Origin of the sequence: Acinetobacter puyangensis (assembly GCF_900096995.1) — a bacterium.
Taxonomy (GTDB): Bacteria; Pseudomonadota; Gammaproteobacteria; order Pseudomonadales; family Moraxellaceae; genus Acinetobacter; species Acinetobacter puyangensis.
On sequence record NZ_OANT01000004.1, the window covers coordinates 105,519 to 123,510 of the forward strand.

The 17,992-nt window shown below is 42.7% G+C and carries 19 protein-coding genes; 10 read left to right on the forward strand and 9 right to left on the reverse strand.

Annotated features, from left to right (window positions below; all coding sequences use genetic code 11):
* Positions 1–25: 25 nt before the first annotated feature.
* Together sppA and CRO21_RS09045 are read left to right on the forward strand one after the other, a co-directional pair.
* Positions 26–1,054 (forward strand): signal peptide peptidase SppA, encoded by a 1,029-nt coding sequence (gene sppA, locus CRO21_RS09040; RefSeq protein WP_097078997.1) that lies wholly within the window; start codon positions 26–28, stop codon positions 1,052–1,054.
* Between the two features lie 137 nt (positions 1,055–1,191).
* On the forward strand, positions 1,192–1,986 hold the full coding sequence (locus CRO21_RS09045) for an alpha/beta fold hydrolase (RefSeq protein WP_097078998.1): 795 nt from the start codon (positions 1,192–1,194) through the stop codon (positions 1,984–1,986).
* An 89-nt stretch (positions 1,987–2,075) separates the two neighbouring features.
* On the opposite strand, the gene CRO21_RS09050 is transcribed toward CRO21_RS09045, so the two are convergent.
* The 3 genes from CRO21_RS09050 to CRO21_RS09060 all read right to left on the reverse strand — a co-directional run bounded on the left by CRO21_RS09050 (position 2,076) and on the right by CRO21_RS09060 (position 6,116).
* The gene (locus CRO21_RS09050; protein ID WP_097078999.1) at positions 2,076–3,305 is read right to left on the reverse strand and encodes a CaiB/BaiF CoA transferase family protein; all 1,230 of its coding nucleotides are present in this window, start codon (positions 3,303–3,305) and stop codon (positions 2,076–2,078) included.
* Positions 3,306–3,365: 60 nt separating this feature from the next.
* Positions 3,366–4,688, reverse strand: a complete 1,323-nt coding sequence (locus CRO21_RS09055; RefSeq protein WP_097079000.1) for an MFS transporter — start codon at positions 4,686–4,688, stop codon at positions 3,366–3,368.
* 213 nt (positions 4,689–4,901) lie between these two features.
* On the reverse strand, positions 4,902–6,116 hold the full coding sequence (locus CRO21_RS09060) for an acyl-CoA dehydrogenase (protein WP_097079218.1): 1,215 nt from the start codon (positions 6,114–6,116) through the stop codon (positions 4,902–4,904).
* Positions 6,117–6,374: 258 nt separating this feature from the next.
* On the opposite strand from CRO21_RS09060, the gene CRO21_RS09065 reads away from it, so the two are divergent.
* From CRO21_RS09065 to sbmA, 3 genes are all read left to right on the forward strand, one after another.
* Complete coding sequence (locus CRO21_RS09065) at positions 6,375–7,322, forward strand: LysR substrate-binding domain-containing protein (protein ID WP_097079001.1); 948 nt, start codon at positions 6,375–6,377, stop codon at positions 7,320–7,322.
* A gap of 153 nt (positions 7,323–7,475) precedes the next feature.
* On the forward strand, positions 7,476–8,018 hold the full coding sequence (locus CRO21_RS09070; protein ID WP_097079002.1) for a flavin reductase family protein: 543 nt from the start codon (positions 7,476–7,478) through the stop codon (positions 8,016–8,018).
* 150 nt (positions 8,019–8,168) lie between these two features.
* Positions 8,169–9,362 (forward strand): peptide antibiotic transporter SbmA, encoded by a 1,194-nt coding sequence (sbmA, locus tag CRO21_RS09075; protein WP_097079003.1) that lies wholly within the window; start codon positions 8,169–8,171, stop codon positions 9,360–9,362.
* Between the two features lie 60 nt (positions 9,363–9,422).
* On the opposite strand, the gene CRO21_RS09080 is transcribed toward sbmA, so the two are convergent.
* The gene (locus tag CRO21_RS09080; protein WP_097079004.1) at positions 9,423–10,196 is read right to left on the reverse strand and encodes a DUF4850 domain-containing protein; all 774 of its coding nucleotides are present in this window, start codon (positions 10,194–10,196) and stop codon (positions 9,423–9,425) included.
* Positions 10,197–10,453: 257 nt separating this feature from the next.
* On the opposite strand from CRO21_RS09080, the gene CRO21_RS09085 reads away from it, so the two are divergent.
* Positions 10,454–10,966, forward strand: a complete 513-nt coding sequence (locus CRO21_RS09085; protein WP_097079005.1) for a hypothetical protein — start codon at positions 10,454–10,456, stop codon at positions 10,964–10,966.
* Positions 10,967–11,039: 73 nt separating this feature from the next.
* Here CRO21_RS09085 and CRO21_RS09090 read toward each other — a convergent pair whose 3' ends face one another.
* The 5 genes from CRO21_RS09090 to gatC all read right to left on the reverse strand — a co-directional run bounded on the left by CRO21_RS09090 (position 11,040) and on the right by gatC (position 14,877).
* Positions 11,040–11,333, reverse strand: coding sequence for a GNAT family N-acetyltransferase (locus CRO21_RS09090; RefSeq protein ID WP_213064416.1), 294 nt, complete (start codon positions 11,331–11,333; stop codon positions 11,040–11,042).
* A 24-nt stretch (positions 11,334–11,357) separates the two neighbouring features.
* Complete coding sequence (locus tag CRO21_RS17805; protein ID WP_265734860.1) at positions 11,358–11,486, reverse strand: hypothetical protein; 129 nt, start codon at positions 11,484–11,486, stop codon at positions 11,358–11,360.
* A 90-nt stretch (positions 11,487–11,576) separates the two neighbouring features.
* On the reverse strand, positions 11,577–13,031 hold the full coding sequence (gatB, locus tag CRO21_RS09095) for an Asp-tRNA(Asn)/Glu-tRNA(Gln) amidotransferase subunit GatB (protein ID WP_097079006.1): 1,455 nt from the start codon (positions 13,029–13,031) through the stop codon (positions 11,577–11,579).
* Entirely contained in the window at positions 13,031–14,509 is a 1,479-nt protein-coding gene (gene gatA, locus CRO21_RS09100) for an Asp-tRNA(Asn)/Glu-tRNA(Gln) amidotransferase subunit GatA (RefSeq protein ID WP_097079007.1), read from the reverse strand. The genes gatB and gatA overlap by 1 nt, the downstream gene beginning before the upstream one ends.
* 53 nt (positions 14,510–14,562) lie before the next feature.
* Positions 14,563–14,877, reverse strand: a complete 315-nt coding sequence (gene gatC, locus CRO21_RS09105) for an Asp-tRNA(Asn)/Glu-tRNA(Gln) amidotransferase subunit GatC (protein WP_087621731.1) — start codon at positions 14,875–14,877, stop codon at positions 14,563–14,565.
* Between the two features lie 134 nt (positions 14,878–15,011).
* Between gatC and CRO21_RS09110 the strand changes: the two genes are divergently transcribed.
* Genes CRO21_RS09110 through CRO21_RS09125 form a run of 4 tightly spaced genes read left to right on the forward strand, consistent with a single transcriptional unit; the run spans position 15,012 to position 17,969 of the window.
* Entirely contained in the window at positions 15,012–16,052 is a 1,041-nt protein-coding gene (locus CRO21_RS09110; protein WP_097079219.1) for a rod shape-determining protein, read from the forward strand.
* Between the two features lie 18 nt (positions 16,053–16,070).
* Complete coding sequence (gene mreC, locus CRO21_RS09115) at positions 16,071–16,925, forward strand: rod shape-determining protein MreC (RefSeq protein WP_097079008.1); 855 nt, start codon at positions 16,071–16,073, stop codon at positions 16,923–16,925.
* On the forward strand, positions 16,912–17,406 hold the full coding sequence (mreD, locus tag CRO21_RS09120) for a rod shape-determining protein MreD (protein ID WP_097079009.1): 495 nt from the start codon (positions 16,912–16,914) through the stop codon (positions 17,404–17,406). Before mreC ends, mreD begins: the two co-directional genes overlap by 14 nt.
* Positions 17,391–17,969 (forward strand): Maf family protein, encoded by a 579-nt coding sequence (locus CRO21_RS09125; RefSeq protein ID WP_097079010.1) that lies wholly within the window; start codon positions 17,391–17,393, stop codon positions 17,967–17,969. The genes mreD and CRO21_RS09125 overlap by 16 nt, the downstream gene beginning before the upstream one ends.
* Positions 17,970–17,992: the final 23 nt, after the last annotated feature.

Here is a 17,992-nt window from a genome sequence, read left to right on the forward strand (position 1 = left end):
GCTTTTAATCATTGGGATAAATTTCATGTCGGAATGGCCACCAAAACCTCCTATTGAACAACAAAAAACATCAACGTCCGAACAAGCGACCGGACAAGAATGGAAAATACTTGAAAAAGCGGTATTGGCTTCTGTTGAAGAACAGCGGCGTAGTCGTCGATGGGGGATCTTTTTCAAATTACTGACATTTGCTTATTTGCTTATTGTTATCGTAGCAATGGGTAAAAGCTGTAGTGTGAGTGGTCAAGTGGATGGTGGCCCCATGGTATCCGAATCGCATCTTGCTGTGGTTGATATTGAAGGGACTATTGCCAATGACCCCAACAGTGTCAATAGTCAGGATACCAACAAGGCATTAAAGCGTGCGTTTGAGGCCAGCAATAGCAAGGCTGTTGTATTAAATATTAATTCACCCGGTGGTTCACCAGTACAATCAGATGAAATTTGGCAAGAAATCCGTTATCAGAAACAACAGCATCCGGATAAAAAAGTTTATGCGGTGATTGGTGATACCGGTGCTTCGGGTGCATATTATATTGCCTCCGCCGCAGATGAAATTTATGTCAATCCATCAAGTATTGTCGGTTCGATCGGGGTAATTATGCCCAATTATGGTTTTTCTGAATTGGCTAAAAAACTGGGTGTTGAAGACCGTACCATGACTTCCGGTGATCATAAGGCATTGCTGAGTATGACCAAACCGATCAATCCAACCGAAAAAGCGCATGTACAGGCATTACTGGATAATGTGCATCAACACTTTATTGATGCCGTCAAAGCGGGTCGTGGTAATCGTCTAAAAGCCGATACACCAGATCTTTTCTCTGGTTTGTTCTGGACCGGCGATCAAGCAATCAAGCTGGGACTGGCGGATAAAACCGGCAATATCACCACACTTGCCCGTGAATTGAACGTGGATAAGAAAGTGGATTACACCATACAGCGCAGCCCATTTGAGTCTTTGCTTGGTAAAATGGGAACTTCCATTGGTCAAGGCATTGGTCAGTCCATTTCGCAGCAGGTAGAAACCCAGTCGCAGCCAAACTTGCAGTAACCTGTTTGGTCATCGCTGGTTTAATCATGCCATCTGTATAAAAATTACCATATAAAACTTGTCAGTTTTCCCTCTTGAATGTTGAATACGTTCAAGAGGAAGATAAGCATCAGGTCTAAAAATGAAGAACAATCGCCATGAAACCATTAATTCACTTTGCTCATGCCAATGGAATCCCATCTCAAACCTATCAAAAATTATTTGATGCCTTATCAGATGAGTTTGACATTATTTATGTCCCGCTGATTGGTACCGATCCGCATTATCCGGTCACTGATCAATGGCAGTTACTGGTTCAGCAGGTCATTGATAGTATTGAAACACAAGCACAAGGTCGTCAGGTCATTGCAGTTGGTCATTCATTGGGTTCATTATTAAGTTTTATGGCATCCAATTTACGCCCTGATTTGATTTCGCAAGTGATTATGCTGGATCCTCCACTGATTATGGGGAAATCCTCTTTTGCCTTTCATGTGGCAAAATTATTTAGTCCAAAACTGGTGGATAAAATGACCCCGGCAGGATTGTCATCACGACGTCGTGATCATTGGGACAGTCGCGAACAGGCAGCCAGTTTGCTACGTACACGGGGATTTTTTAAAGGGTTTAATCAACAATGTTTTGATGATTATATTTGCTACGGCTTAACACAAGATGTACAACAGGGTGGGGTAACACTGACGATTCCCAAAGCTGTTGAGGTGGAAATCTTTAGAAAAAATCCGTCCTTGTGGTGGCTGCCTCAACCTAAACCGAAAGTTCCTGTGCATTTGGTAGTCGGGCAAGAAAGTTTATTCCTAAAGAAAAAATTTCCACAACAGGCGCAAAAGAAGCTGGGGATTCCCTATACCGTGGTGCCGGGTGGACATATGTTCCCGCTGGAATATCCATTGCAGACTGTAGAAAAAATTAAAAGTTTAATTCAGGGCTGAATAATAGATTGCCTTTAAAAGACCGTATCAGCCTACACTGATTCGGTCTATCTTGCTGCCATTCTCAATCTTCCCGCTATTTAAAAACGTCAGGCAATTTTGCCATCAATCACACCTTGCTGTTTTAATCGGGCAAGTTCCTCTGCTGATTTAAAGCGCGATAATATCTGTTGGGTATGCTCACCTAATTGAGGAGGCGCATGATGATATTCCACTGGTGTATCTGATAATTTGATGGGAGAGCCGATGACTTTAAATTGCTGGTTTAAACGATGAGGCAGATCAACCACTAAATCTCTGGCCTGAATTTGTGGTTCTTGTAAGGCATCGGCGATTGAGTTAATGATGCCTACCGGCACTTTTACTGTATCAATGACATCTACCCAATCCTGTGCATTTTTAGTCAGAAAGTAATCTGTAAGTAAAGTAACCAATTCATCACGATATTTCACCCGATCCTGATTACGCAAATATTTTTCGCTTTCAAGAAGTTCTGGTTTGCCAATGGCAATACATAAATCCCTAAATTGTTTATCATTGCCACAGGCCAGAATAAATTCTTTGTCTTTGGCTTTAAAGGTTTGATAAGGAACAATATTCGGATGATGATTCCCCATGCGCTTGGGTGCAATGCCAGAACTGAGATAATTCATTCCCTGATTGGCCAGCGCAGCAACCTGTACGTCGAGTAGTGACAGATCAATATATTGCCCGCGCTGGGTATGTTGTCTGGCAAGTAAGGCAGCCTGAATAGCAATGGTGGCATATAAACCGGTCTGGATATCGACCACGGCTACGCCAACCTTCTGGGCACCGCCACCAGGTAAATCATCAGATTCACCCGTAATGCTCATTAATCCGGACATGCCCTGAATGATAAAATCATAGCCGGGCTGTTCTGCGCGCGGACCTGTTTGACCAAAGCCCGTAATAGAGCAATAAACCAATCCGGGATTGAGCGCCTGAAGAGTTTCATAATCCAGCGCATATTTTTTTAATGAGCCTGCCTTATAGTTTTCAATCACCACATCTGCCGTTTTCACCATTTCATGAATCAGTGCCTGTCCTTCGGAACTGGTAATATCAATGGCAACCGAATATTTATTGCGATTTGCACATTGATAATAACCGGATTCCCGTGTGAATTGTCCCTTATCATCTTTCATCCAAGGTGGCCCCCACATACGGGTATCATCGCCCAGATTTGGGCGTTCAATTTTGATGACTTCTGCACCTAGATCGGCTAAGACTTGCCCACACCATGGGCCGGCTAATACCCGACTTAAATCCAGTACACGAATTCCCTGTAATGCACCCATAATATTTTCCTTCAATCAGATTTGCAGGAAGGCAAAGCATGACCTTCCTGACAAGGTGAGTTATGAATGTTGTGGATCGTATTGACGATCTTTGATAAATAGTCCGGGTAAAACACCGGCAATAAAATAAGCCGCACCCATAACAATAAACGCCATGGTAAAAGTGCCGCCGGAAGCAAGGAAACCAATGGTTGCCGGTGCAATTGCCGCACCGACACGGCCAATATTATAGGCACCGCCAATGGCTGTACCACGCACATCGGTAGAGAATGATTCCGCCATATAGGTGGCATTTACGCCATAAGGAATACCGTAAAGAAATCCAAAAGTAATCAGTAAATATAGAATATTGTCAGGCGTATTAAAGAAAATGATGATCGGTAAAAAGATGGCACTGGCAATGGTACCAAACACAAATACTGCACGACGATTAAATTTGTCTGCCAGATAGCCTGCAATAATTTTACCCAGAATCATCGCAGTGTACGAGCCAACCATATAACTGGTTAGATTTTTAAAGTTCATCTGTACTTCGGTTTCCAGATAACTTGGCATCCAGTTATTAATACCGTAATAACCAAATTGCAGGAAAAATGCAGTGGTCATCCACAATAAGAACATTTTACGATGTTTAAAATTGATAAAAATCTGTTTGTAAATACTCTTACTTTTGCGAGGCCTTTCTTTGACTCTGGTCTTTTCAAGCGCTGGCGTGCCTTGCGCTGCCTTGATCTTGGTGAGTTGCCAGGATTTTGGTTCAGGTACAAACCGTTGTAGGAAAATATTAATAAAAGCCGGAATAACGGTAATAAAAAATAATACACGCCAGCCATGATCCGGAATAATCGCTCCGGCTAAAAGCGTGGCAACAATATAGCCCACGGTCTGTCCGGTTTGTAGGGTACCTAAAACCGTGGTGCGATATTTGGTCGGAACGTATTCTGCCATCAGGGTATTACATGCCATATACAGGGCGCCAATCCCTAATGCGCCAATAAAGCGTAGAGCCATAAACTGCTCAAAACTCTGGGTGAAACCGAGAATACTGGTGGCAATTGAAAAGAAGGTAACCGAACTGGCAATGGTGCGTACTCGGCCGAACTTATCACATGCCCATCCGCCTAGAATGCCACCAATTCCCATGCCGGCTAATGATGCACTGCCTAGAGCGCCGGCTTGAAAGGTGGATAAACCGAATTCGGTTTTTAAACTGGTCAGGCTGTACGATAACAGCATGATGTCTACACCATCGACTACCATGGCGAAATAGGCAAATAAGAATGCCCATTTCCATGTATGTACACCGATTCTCTCGAAAGTGCCGACATTGGCGGGGAGAGAATATTTGCTGATCTCTGCTACTGTTGGAACTTCATTGTTCATTTTTTACCTCATTTGTCCTAAATGAGTCATCGCAAATTTTTTCGCCTGAGCATGCTCTGAATATGGTTTTGCCGTTTTACTCAGGAAAGTAAGGTGAAAATCGCTGTTAAAATAAATTTACGATGATTCCTTGATGTGTATTTACTGTTTTAAAGACATAACGCACTTAAAGCGCTCTTGGTAGAGCACTTTAGGAATTAAAAAAATAAGAAATTAATTTGCGAAGGCAGCAATGCCGGTTTGTGCACGACCTAAGATCAGAGCGTGTACATCATGTGTACCTTCGTAGGTATTGACCACTTCAAGATTGACCAGATGACGTGCGACACCAAATTCATCGCTAATACCGTTGCCACCCATCATGTCACGTGCCAGTCGGGCAATATCTAATGCCTTGCCACAGTTGTTACGTTTGATCAGGGAGGTTCCTTCTACTGCAGCGATTCCTTCATCTTTCATGCGACCAAAACGTAAAGCTGCATGTAAACCCAGAGCAATTTCTGTTTGCATATCGGCAAGCTTTTTCTGAATCAATTGATTTGCTGCCAAGGGTCGATCAAATTGCTTGCGATCCAGTGTATATTGACGGGCAGTATGCCAGCAAAATTCTGCGGCACCCATTGCACCCCAGGCAATGCCATAACGGGCACTGTTTAGACAGGTAAATGGCCCTTTTAAACCACGTACTTCTGGAAAGGCATTTTCTTCCGGGACAAAAACATTATCCATTACAATCTCACCAGTAATGGAAGCCCGTAATCCGACTTTGCCATGAATCGCCGGAGCAGAAAGCCCTTGCCAGCCTTTTTCCAGAATAAAGCCGCGAATTTCTCCGACATTACCTTCTGCGGAAACTTCCTTGGCCCATACCACAAATACATCGGCAATGGGACTGTTGGTAATCCACATTTTGGCCCCGCTCAGACGGTAACCACCATCGACTTTTTTTGCCCGGGTGATCATGCTGCCGGGATCAGAACCATGATCCGGTTCGGTTAAACCAAAGCAGCCAATATATTCGCCTGTGGCAAGTTTGGGTAAATATTTTTGTTTTTGTTGTTCTGTACCAAACTCATATATAGGGACCATGACCAGAGAACTTTGTACGCTGGCCATCGAGCGATAACCAGAATCAACCCGTTCAATTTCACGGGCAATCAAACCATAGCTGACATAATTTAATTCTGAACCACCATATTGTGCCGGAATGGTCGGACCTAATAATCCCAGTTCACCCATTTCGCGAAAAATACTTGGATCAGTTTTTTCGTGACGGAATTGTTCCAGAACGCGAGGCAAGAGTTTATCCTGACAATAGCTGTATGCTGTGTCTTTAATCATGCGCTCTTCTTCACTAAGCTGCTGTTCCAGTAAGAATGGATCCTGCCAGTCGAATTGAACTTTGTTGCCATGTTTGGGCTGAGTCATTTGATTCATTGCGTCCTCTGCAAAAAATGATCTTGTATCGTTGTCAGATGATGCTACGAAGATCAGGACGCACTTTCAAACGATAAATTTGCATGCAGATATACCAATATCTCATATCTGAATTGCGGATCAGTGTTATGAATTGCATTATTTGCTATTAATGGGTTAAAGATATGGAGATTAACCAGAGAAATCGCTTAGGATAATCGAGAGATATGTGATGATGTCATATCTAGACCAGATAAAAGGAATTTATCGATGCGTCGCAAAATCCCCTCGCTGCAAAGTTTGCTATGCTTTGAATCGGCTGCAAAACATGCCAGCTATACTTATGCTTCACAGGAGCTTTGTATTACCCAAAGTGCTGTTTCCAGACAGATTCAACAACTGGAACAGTTTTTACAAGTTGAATTATTTACCCGCACACGGCATGGTGTAGAGCTGACCCCGGCCGGAGAACAATATTATAAGAATATCAAAGCGCCATTACTGGCACTGGAACAAAACACACTGGACATGATGTCGCATAAAGGACTGGGTGGAACACTCAAACTCGGCGTTGTACCGACTTTTGCAACACGATGGTTACTGCCTAAATTACATGGTTTTAATGCTATTTATCCGGAAATCACCATTCATTTGGAAACCAGTACCAAACCTTTTTTGTTTAATGAAAATATTTTTGATGCGGCAATATATACCGGTACACAACAACAAATTGAGCACTGGCCGGGAACCACCGCCCATCATTTATTAAAAGAAGATGTCGTGGCAGTTTGCGCGCCTTATTTAATTGATAAGAATTTTCCACAGGCAAAAAAAATCAATGAATACAGCTATGATTTAAGTGCCGATCAACTCATTCAATTGCCGCTTTTGCAGCAAACGACTCGCCCTACCATTTGGCAGGAATGGTTTCAAATGCATCATATTATGCATGCTCGGCCTTATGATGGACAGCGGCATGAATTGTTCACCATGCTGGCCGTTGCGGCAAGTCATGGCATGGGCATGGCACTTATCCCGCAAATGCTGATTGAAAAAGAACTATTAAAAAAAGAACTGGTGATCGTTTCTCCTAAAAAATTGGAAGGTCGTCGCTCTTATTATCTGGTTCATTCCAGTCAGAATTCTTCTATCCTGATACAAAAATTTATTGACTGGATTCAGACCGAATTAATGTCTTATCAAGCGGCGGCTATTTAAGAAACAATGACATGATTTATACATTTTCAGCATACATAACAGAGGAGATCATGTTTGAATATTTTACCTCGAGCATTTGAATGATGATCGCATGGCTTGAGCTTCGCAATATCTATTCTTCAAATGAAGCATCCTAGTGTAGCGGAGAAAAGCATGGACCAATTAGCGCTGACGAGAGCCTTTACTTTATTAGAGTCTGGCCCTCTAATTTTACTTACCACACAGGATGGGCAACAAAGCAATATTATGACTTTAACATGGAGTATGGTTCTGGATTTTCCTGCATCTTTTGCGATTAGCACAGGCGAATGGAATTATTCTTATGCTGCATTAAGTAAAAATCGGGAATGTACACTTGCCATTCCAACGGTTGATTTACTGGATCGCGTGATTGGGGTCGGAACATGTTCCGGGGCAGATACCAATAAATTTGAAAAATTTGGTTTTAGCAAAGAACCAGCCAAATATATATATGCGCCTTTAATTAAGGAGTGTGTGGCCAATATCGAATGTAAAGTAGTGGATATAATCGAACCTTATCATATTATTGTGCTGGAAGGACTGGCTGCCTATTATGACCATTCACGTCCTGAAAAACGCACTTGTCACGCCGTTGGTGATGGCACATTTATTGTTGATGGCGAAAAAATTGATCGTCGGGAAATGATGAAGTCCAAATTGCCTGATGGATTATAAATTTCTTATGACGGTATTTTCTATGTACATCACCAAAAAATCTTTAAAAAATTGTATTTTGCCGGATTCCAAAATCCATAAGATTATCTTACAGTGCTGATATGCAACAGCCAATGTCCGATGTATAAATCAAGGGATTATTAGCCATCTATGTTTAAATCATTTTTTCCATCCCCCCGTTTGTTTTTTATCAGTGTTCTTGTCTGGATGATTTTTAATTTGATTTTGTGGCATAGCGGTGGTCATGCATGGGGAGAGTATTTAGGCTTTCCCAAAGGCTATGCAGAGATTGCATCACCTGTGGGTGTAAGCCGATTCTGGACGGCATCTTCCCTGTGGTTTTATCTGTGGTTTTTGCTGGCGACAGCACTTTTTGCCGGGTTTTGGCGGTTTTTTTCCGATAACAAATGGCAAAAATGGTCAATCTGGGGTTCTGCCTTTATTCTGTTTAATATTTGGTTTGGCGTTCAGGTCAGTGTTGCGGTCAATGCTTGGTATGTGCCGTTTTGGGATTTAATCCAGAAGATGCTCTCTGAAGGGGGGGGTAATATTGAAGATTTATATCGTGAAACCTTAACCTTTCTCTATATAGCCATGGTTGCGGTGACACTCGCGGTGATCAATTCATTTTTTGTCAGTCATTATATTTTTCGTTGGCGTACCGCAATGAATGAATATTATACCGAGCACTGGGATCAACTGCGTCATGTCGAAGGGGCATCACAGCGGGTACAGGAAGACACCATGCGCTTTGCCACCATTATGGAAGATCTAGGTGTTGAACTGGTCAAAGCTGTGATGATTCTAATTGCTTTCCTGCCAATTTTATTTCAATTGTCCAAGCATGTACCGGAATTACCGATCTTTGGTGCCGTTGAGCATTCACTGGTCTGGGCAGCGATTGTCTGGGCAGTTTTTGGTACAGTCTTGCTAATGGCGGTCGGGATCAAGTTACCCGGACTGGAATTTAATAACCAAAAAGTCGAAGCAGCATACCGTAAGGAATTGGTCTATGGTGAAGATCATGAGGAACGTGCCCAGCCTGCCACGTTAAAGCAATTATTTTCCAGAATCCGTAAAAACTATTTCCGCCTTTATTTTCATTATGCCTATTTTAATTTGGTGGCAACTTGGTATAAACAACTGGATATTCTATACAGTATTGTGGTGTTATTTCCTGCCATTGCCTCTGGGAAAATGACCTTGGGGCTGATTAACCAGATTGGTGGTGTCTTTGGCAAGGTGCGTGAATCATTTCAATATCTGATTAGTTCATGGAAAACCATTATTGAATTATTGTCGATTTATAAACGTTTAAAAGCTTTTGAGTCAATTTTAAAATAATATAGGCAATCGGTCGGCCGTTCATCATACGATTTAAGCATAGTGAATGGCGGACCAAGCCTAATGAGTATAATGATAAAAATTTAAAATTGTTCTGACTAGTGCTTGTTGTTGATTTGTTTGTTCTGGATTCAAAATCACCTGAATATTCCTGAAATTAAAATCGCCATCATCCTGATATTTGGCAACACCGTGGGTTTTATATGGAAGTCCAGGAATTTGATAGCTAAAAAATGCTACATTTTTTGTCGGATAAACCACAGTTAATAATTTATTGCGATCCTGATAGCCACCATATTCATATTCCACACTCTGTTTTAATAATTTGGGAAAAAATAAAGTGGCTGGACGCATACCACAACCGACACAAAATGCTGAGTCTGACAGTTCAATGGCCTGTTGATGATCCGGGCTCATGATGAGGGCATAGCCAGTACCATTTGCGCCTGCATTGGACTGAATCTCCTGCCAGTGACGTGGTACCAGCGTTAGACCAATACTTGGTAAGGCAAGTAATTTAAGCTGTTTGGCCTGACTGGCATCAAGTTTAAATTTAAAGTCGCAAGTTTGAGTGGTACATTTGTGAAAATCCCTAATCAGCCTTTCTCCATCACCATCAGCAGGATTTTCCGCCGTTACACCATAAAAAGGCACTGTAACATGATTCTGAAATTTTGCTTCACCAAGATAGTAAAGTTGATTATTGGCTTTTCGTTCCGCTGATGAATTATAAAATGTAGGGAAGCTCGGTTTAAAGGTTTCAACGTCGGCATGGCTAGGCTGAATCGTAGCCAATAATCCAAATAATAGCGGTAGATATAATTTTGATGTCATACTTTTCTAAAAATTAAATTGATGATTTTAAAATCTAGCAGAATTTAAGCGGTAAATGTGATGAAAATTTTTAACATGGCTCGGTTTTAGCAGGGCGTATTTTTAAAAAATTGCCCACTATTTTTAGAACAGATTACTTTGTTGTAGCACTGATTTTGTGGATGGCATTTTTGGGATACTCAGGCGATACAGTTGTAAGTGGTGAAATGTGGAAGGCTGTGATACAAAGGGATAGAATTTTTATTAGAGTCAGCGCTATGTTAGGTCATGTTTATGGCATTGTTCGTCGCCAATGTTCTCATTTAAGTCGTTCTTTTTGTTTGGCTGTTGCTGTGTTGGGGACGTCACAAGTTGCCATGGCAAGTCCGTCGGTCGATCAATTGAGTGATTGTCTGGTGAAAGCGACCACAGCAAGCGATAAAACTGCGGTATTACAATGGACCTTTGTGGCGTTGTCTGCACATCCCGATCTTGCAGCATTTAGCAATGTCACTGCCGAGCAAAAAAATCAGCTTGATCAAAAGTTGGCACAGGTCTTACAACGTGTGATTGTCGAGCAGTGTGCAGCACAAACCAAAGCCGTGATCCAAAGCGATGGCGTACAGGCAGTGGCAGAGAGCTTTCAGGAATTGGGTCGTCAAGCTGGTGAGGATATTCTTAAAGATCCGGCCGTGCGCCAACAGTTACAGGGCACTTTGCGCTATATTGATTTGAATAAGCTGGTAATGACTTTTTTAACGCCGGATATTTTTGGCAAGTTGGGGTTGTAGAAAGATTTTTTTTAAATCTTTCTATTAAAGCTGGGTATGGATTTTTAAATTTTGTCTTTATGTCGTGCTAGATTTAAAACTTTTCCAAAAAGATTACCGTGGTTTTCCCTAAAACTTCCTGTTTAAAAATTCGATAGCCTTTACGTTGGTAAAGTTGAAGGTTACGGATACTTTTTTCTCCGGTATATAATTCAAAGCGTTTCGCAGATGAATACTCTTGTTCTAATTGATCTAAAATAGCTGAACCTAATCCTTGCCCTTGAAATTCGGGGTGTACAATTAAACGTCCAATATAACAGGTGTTATTCTCAATATAAGCCTGACCACTGGCGATAATATGGTCATTTTTTTCAATTTTTAGAATCAATCTTTGGGGGAATTCTTCGATATATTACGTTAAAGTTTGGGTAAGCGGTGGAATATTATCATCATTATTGAGTTCGGCCTCGGATTGGTAAGCCAACTTTTGTAATGCCAATAATTCTTCTGAATCGGAAAGTCTGGCCTGTGTAATTAACATCATATTTGTCCTAACTATTTTTATTTAAATGAAAAAAACCTCGTACTCAACGAGGTTTTTATCTCATAAAAAATAAGGGTTAGTCAACAATTAACCAATCAACTTTTTCATCAATTCATTGACTTGTGCTGGATTGGCCTTACCACGAGAGGCTTTCATCACCTGACCAACCAGACCATTAAAGGCTTTGTCCTTACCTGATTTGTACTCTTCCACCATTTTTTCATTGGCAGCAAGGACTTCTTTAATGATGGCCTCAATCGCACCGGTATCGGTTTCCTGTTTTAAGCCTTTCTCGCTGATAATCTCATCAGCAGATTGACCGTTGGATTCCCACATAAAGCCGAAGACCTGTTTGGCAATTTTACCGCTAATGGTGTTGTCCATGATACGTGCGATCATGCCGCCCAGTTGTTCTGCCGATACAGGGGAATGGGTAATTTCAAGGCCAGCTTTGTTCAGTGCACCTGAAAGTTCACCCATGACCCAGTTGGCTGCGAGTTTGGCCTGTTTGGCATCACCGGCAAATTTCACCACATCTTCAAAGAAATCTGCCATTTCACGGGAAAGGGTCAGTACACGAGCATCATATTCCGGGATTTGGTACTCACTGACAAAACGTTCACGACGTGCCGCAGGCAGTTCTGGTAAATCGGCCTGAATGGTTTGAATTTGTTGTTCCGTGATATGCACAGGTAACAAGTCGGGATCGGGGAAGTAGCGGTAATCGTTGGCTTCTTCTTTGGAACGCATGGAGCGAGTTTCCATTTTATTCGGGTCGAATAAACGGGTTTCCTGAATAATACGTCCACCACTTTCCAGAATTTCAATTTGACGTTCGATTTCGACATCAATGGCTTTTTCGATAAAGCGGAAAGAGTTGATGTTTTTCAGTTCGCAACGGGTACCAAATTCATCGCCAGGACGACGCAGGGACACGTTACAGTCACAGCGGAACGAACCTTCTGCCATATTGCCATCGGAAATCCCGAGCCAGCGTACCAATGTATGAATGGTACGTACATAGGCAACAGCTTCTTCCACCGAACGCATATCCGGTTCAGATACGATCTCAAGTAAAGGTGTACCGGCACGGTTCAGGTCGATTCCGGTATAGCCTGCAAAGTCTTCGTGCAGTGATTTTCCGGCATCTTCTTCCAGATGGGCGCGGGTTACGCCAACACGCTTGGTACTGCCATCTTCCAGATGAATATCGACAAAGCCTTTACCGACAATAGGATTGTCCATCTGGCTGATTTGATAACCTTTAGGCAAATCCGGATAAAAATAGTTTTTACGGGCAAATACCGAGTTACGGTCAATTTCTGCATTAATACCCAAACCAAAACGAATAGCTTTGTTGACGACTTCGGCATTTAATACTGGTAATACGCCGGGCATGGCAAGATCAACCAGACTGGCTTGGGTATTTGGTTCTGCACCAAATTCAATACTGGAGCCGGAGAAAATTTTGGAATGTGTGTTGAGCTGAGTGTGGATCTCAAGACCGATAACGACTTCCCAGCCTTCAATGAGTTTTGCCATTATGCATTCTCCTCAGCAATTGCCGCACGTTTTGTATGCCAGTCAGTGACCTGTTGATATTGATGAACGATTGATAGCAATTGTGATTCAGACCAGTAGTTACCAATCAGTTGTAGACCAACTGGTAAGTTGTGCTGATCAAAGCCAACCGGTGCATTGATGGCGGGTAAACCTGCTAGGTTGACTGCAATGGTATAAATATCACCGAGATAAATTTCAACCGGATCCAGTGATGCACCGATTTTATAGGCAGTGGTAGGTGCAGAAGGCGCTGCAATCACATCCACCTGCTCAAACGCTTTTAAAAAGTCTTGTTGGATTAAACGACGTACTTTTTGTGCTTTGACATAATACGCATCGTAATAACCGGCAGACAGGGCATAAGTACCAATCAGAATACGACGTTGTACTTCTGCGCCAAATCCTTCCGAGCGAGAACGACGATAAAGATCATTCAAATCCTGCGGATTTTCACAGCGATAGCCATAACGTACGCCATCATAACGTGACAAGTTTGAAGAGGCTTCGGCAGGTGCGATCAGATAATAGGTGGGTACATAGGCATCGACCATGGATAGATCAATCTCGACCAGTGTCGCGCCCAGCTCTTCCAATTGTTTTAAAGACTGCTCGACACGCGCACGAACGTCTGCATCCAAACCTTTGACATCAAAATACTGTTTTGGAATCCCAATGCGTAAACCTTTGATGCTGGTTTGATTTAGATTGGCGACATAATTATCGACGTCTTGGTCAATCGAAGTGGAATCCTTGGCATCATGACCAGCCATCACATTGAGCAAATAGGCGCAATCTTCTGCTGAACGTGCCAGTGGACCACCTTGATCCATAGAAGAGGCGTAGGCAATCATACCGAAGCGTGAGACGCGACCATAAGTAGGTTTTAAGCCTGTCAGACCACAGAACGATGCCGGCTGACGGATAGAACCACCGGTATCTGTTCCGGTGCTAAAGGGTGCCAGATCAGCCGCAACGGAGGCTGCCGAACCGCCTGATGAACCACCTGACACATGCTGTAAATTCCATGGGTTTTTGGTTGCACCGTAATAGGAGTTTTCAGTGGCAGAGCCCATGGCAAATTCATCCATGTTGACTTTGCCCAGCGTGACCAGACCTGCGGCTTTGGCTTTGGCCACCACAGTCGCATCATAGGGTGAAATAAAATTATCCAGCATTTTTGAACCGGCAGTGGTTTTAATCCCTTGGGTACAAAAAATATCTTTATGGGCCAGTGGAATACCAGTTAAGACAGTGGCTTTGCCTGCCTGAATGGCTGCATCGGCAGTATCGGCCTGTGACAATGCAAACTCGGGCGTAACTGTGACAAAACTATTAACTTGCGCATCAATTTTTTCGATACGGTTTAAATAGTGCTGTGTCAGTTCACGAGAGGAAAACTGTCCTGATGACAAACCTTCAGACAGTTGTCGGATAGATAAACGGTGTAAATCAGTCATAAGTCTTTTCTTTATATATTCAAATTTATTTCAAAAAAACAATCGAACAAATTTTATTCAATCACACGAGGTACAAGATACAATCCATCCTGTGTTAATGGGGCGACAGCCTGATATTGCTCCCGATGATTGGTTTCACTTACAACATCGCTACGTAATGGCTGTGGATGGTCAAAAGGACTTTTCAAAGGTTCAATACCCTCGGTATTAATGCCTTTTAAATGTTCCATCATCAATAAAATTTTATTTAAACTTGTAGCATATTCAATTGCTTGTGCATCATTGAGTGAGAGTTTTGCAAGCGTTGCAATGCCTGATACTGTCTGTGCATTCAAGTCTGTAGATTGTTGCGCTTCCGATGAAGACATGCCGTCACCTAATTCATTTTCAAAAAAAATCAAAATATCGTGCGTTATAATAAGCGATTGACTTGTTCAAATCATCACATTTCGTTAAAGTTGCGGTCTTGAGTCGCCACTTGATTACACTGAGAACACCCGTGATATTTTTTAAACGAATTTTTGGCTGGTTTTCCCCAAATTTGGCCATCGATCTAGGAACTGCAAATACACTGATCTACGCACCAGATCGTGGCATTATTTTAAATGAACCGACTGTGGTTGCGATTCGTCAAAGCGGTTCGCAGAAAATTGTTGCCGCAGTTGGAGAAGATGCAAAGCAGATGCTGGGTCGGACACCTGCCAATATTGCAGCAATTCGTCCAATGAAAGATGGTGTGATTGCTGATATTGAAGTGACAGAGACCATGTTGCATCAATTTATTACCAAAGTAAATCAGCGTGGTTTACTGCCAAATCATCCAAAAGTTGTGGTGTGTGTACCGTGCAAGTCCACACTGGTTGAGCGCCGTGTCATTCGTGAAGCTGTATATAATGCAGGAGCACAAGAAGTCCGTCTGATTGAAGAACCGATGGCAGCAGCGATTGGTGCGGGTATGCCGGTTGAACAGGCTTGTGGTTCAATGGTGGTGGATATCGGTGGCGGTACCACAGAGATTGCTATTATTTCCCTCCAAGGCTGTGTTTATGCAGATTCATTACGTATTGGTGGGGATATGTTTGACGAACATATTATCAACTATGCACGTAAAGCACATGGCTGCGTGATTGGTGAAACCACAGCCGAACGGATCAAAAAAGAAGTCGGCATGGCTTTCTCTGATGGTATCGTAGAAGAGATCGAAGTCCGTGGCCGTAACCTTGCAGAAGGTGTTCCACGTTCATTTACCATGAATTCAGATGAAGTCCTGTCTGCCATTACCGATCCCTTACAAAGTATTGTCAGTGCGGTAAAAACTGCGCTTGAGCAAACACCACCGGAATTGTCTTCAGATATCGCAGAGCGCGGTATTGTGTTGACGGGTGGCGGTGCGCTATTGCGTAATCTGGATAAACTGCTGGCACAGGAAACAGGCTTACCTGTGGTGGTTGCAGAAGATCCTTTGACTTGTGTGGCACGTGGTGGCGGTAAAGTACTGGAATACTTTGATAATCCAAATCATGAAATGTTATTTATCGAATAAGTTTAAGGAAGAAAGACGGTGCAAACCATTTTAACCAGACAGCCACCGTCTTTTCGTTCGTTTGTTCTTGCGATTATTGTTTCGATTGTTGCCTTGTTTATCAATTGGCAATTTCCTCAAGTTGTTCAGCCTGTTCGGGATGTATTAAAAGCTGCCTATAATCCAATTTATGCAGTGGCGAATTATCCTGTGCTTTCAGGGGACTGGATGCGACTACAGGTCAAATCCGAACAGGATTTACGCCGTGAGAATACTGCCTTGCGTGCAGAGTTATTACAGGCTCAGGTTCGCTTACAAAAACTTTCCGAATTATCGGCCGAGAATGCCCGTTTGCGTGGTTTGGTCAATACCCCATTAATTATTGATGGACGTGTTTTGATTGCAGAAACCATCGGTGTTGATTCCAACCCCCTCAATCATATTTTAATTATCAATAAAGGCCGTGCCGAGCATGTGCAAGAAGGGCAAACCATACTGGATGATAAGGGCATTATGGGACAAGTCATCAGTGTCTATCCACATAGCGCCCGTGTCATGTTACTGTCAGATAAAGATAGCTCAATTTCGGTTCGTCTGGAGCGTACCGGAATGCGGGCCATTGTTTCTGGTAAAGGTGACTATGGTGAGCTTGAGATGGAGTATGTGCCTTCCAGTTCGGATATTAAGGTAGGCGATCAAGTTTATAGTTCTGGTTTGGGTGAACGTTATCCGGCAGGTTATCTGGTGGGTATGGTGAGTAAAATACAGCGCCATCATTCCGGTGAGTTTGCACAAATCATGGTGAAACCAGCAGCACAACTGGCAAGTGGGCATCATGTGGTGGTGTTATTTTCTCAGGGGCTAGCGCAGGAGCAACCGAATGCAACTCGCTAAAAAAGAAAATTTTCAAAGCAAGGACCCTTTATGGGCAATCATTTTTTCGATTGTGATTGCTTCGGTGTTAATGGTTTATCCACTATCTTATGAACTTAGCGCATGGCGACCTGCATTTATGTTGCTGGTCATGCTGTTTTGGGTGTTATGCCAACCAGCTTGGTGTGGCGTGTGGTTTGCATTTGTACTGGGTATGGTCACTGATTTGTTGATGGAAATGCCTTTGGGGGCAAATGCCATGAGTTTTGTCATATTGGCATTTTCTGTCCGATACTTTACTCGTGACAAAAGGGTAATGACCGAATCTAATCTATGGGCGATTTGCGCTTTGTCCGTGGTGGCATATTTATTACAAACCTGGTTAATTCTGATTATGTCTGGTGAATATGTATCGATTATTCGTCACTGGACACCTTTATTGAGCAGTATTTTAATTTGGCCATTGGTTTATTTTGGATTAAAAAAATGGCGCGCCGTATAATACTTGCTTCACAATCACCTCGCCGTAAAGAGTTATTACAACAAGTCGGTCTAGTATTCGATGTTGTGGTGGCCGATATTGATGAATCGGTGCAGACCGGTGAGTCCGCTGATGCTTATGTGCTACGCGTAGCAAGCAACAAAGCGCAGGTGGTTGCAGGACAGTATCCTGATGCCATTGTGATCGCTGCCGATACCACAGTAAGTATTGACGATCAAATCCTGACCAAGCCACAGGATTTACAGGATGCAATGCGGATGTGGCGTTTACTCTCCGGACGTGCACATACGGTAAAAACCACCGTTGTGATGTGCTGTTCAAATAAAATTTGGCATGATACAGTCACAACACAGGTCGACTTTAAAGATTTAACAGATACAGAAATGTTTGCTTATTGGCAAACAGGCGAACCGCAGGACAAAGCTGGCGGTTATGCTATTCAGGGTCGTGCGGCTGCATGGGTCAAACGAATTGAAGGCAGTTATTCCAATGTTGTGGGATTGCCACTGTTTGAAACATTACAATTACTCGCTCAGGCGCAGCACGCACAGCCTCTGAACTGAAAGGAATTTACATTTAACATTTA

Bases quoted from the DNA above. Each gene is read 5' to 3' on its own strand.
- sppA (WP_097078997.1), top strand. From the start codon at position 26: ATGTCGGAATGGCCACCAAAACCTCCTATTGAACAACAAAAAACATCA.
- CRO21_RS09045 (WP_097078998.1), top strand. From the start codon at position 1,192: ATGAAACCATTAATTCACTTTGCTCATGCCAATGGAATCCCATCTCAA.
- CRO21_RS09050 (WP_097078999.1), bottom strand. From the start codon at position 3,305: ATGGGTGCATTACAGGGAATTCGTGTACTGGATTTAAGTCGGGTATTA.
- CRO21_RS09055 (WP_097079000.1), bottom strand. From the start codon at position 4,688: ATGAACAATGAAGTTCCAACAGTAGCAGAGATCAGCAAATATTCTCTC.
- CRO21_RS09060 (WP_097079218.1), bottom strand. From the start codon at position 6,116: ATGACTCAGCCCAAACATGGCAACAAAGTTCAATTCGACTGGCAGGAT.
- CRO21_RS09065 (WP_097079001.1), top strand. From the start codon at position 6,375: ATGCGTCGCAAAATCCCCTCGCTGCAAAGTTTGCTATGCTTTGAATCG.
- CRO21_RS09070 (WP_097079002.1), top strand. From the start codon at position 7,476: ATGGACCAATTAGCGCTGACGAGAGCCTTTACTTTATTAGAGTCTGGC.
- sbmA (WP_097079003.1), top strand. From the start codon at position 8,169: ATGTTTAAATCATTTTTTCCATCCCCCCGTTTGTTTTTTATCAGTGTT.
- CRO21_RS09080 (WP_097079004.1), bottom strand. From the start codon at position 10,196: ATGACATCAAAATTATATCTACCGCTATTATTTGGATTATTGGCTACG.
- CRO21_RS09085 (WP_097079005.1), top strand. From the start codon at position 10,454: ATGTTAGGTCATGTTTATGGCATTGTTCGTCGCCAATGTTCTCATTTA.
- CRO21_RS17805 (WP_265734860.1), bottom strand. From the start codon at position 11,486: ATGTTAATTACACAGGCCAGACTTTCCGATTCAGAAGAATTATTGGCA.
- gatB (WP_097079006.1), bottom strand. From the start codon at position 13,031: ATGGCAAAACTCATTGAAGGCTGGGAAGTCGTTATCGGTCTTGAGATC.
- gatA (WP_097079007.1), bottom strand. From the start codon at position 14,509: ATGACTGATTTACACCGTTTATCTATCCGACAACTGTCTGAAGGTTTG.
- gatC (WP_087621731.1), bottom strand. From the start codon at position 14,877: ATGTCTTCATCGGAAGCGCAACAATCTACAGACTTGAATGCACAGACA.
- mreD (WP_097079009.1), top strand. From the start codon at position 16,912: ATGCAACTCGCTAAAAAAGAAAATTTTCAAAGCAAGGACCCTTTATGG.
- CRO21_RS09125 (WP_097079010.1), top strand. From the start codon at position 17,391: ATGGCGCGCCGTATAATACTTGCTTCACAATCACCTCGCCGTAAAGAG.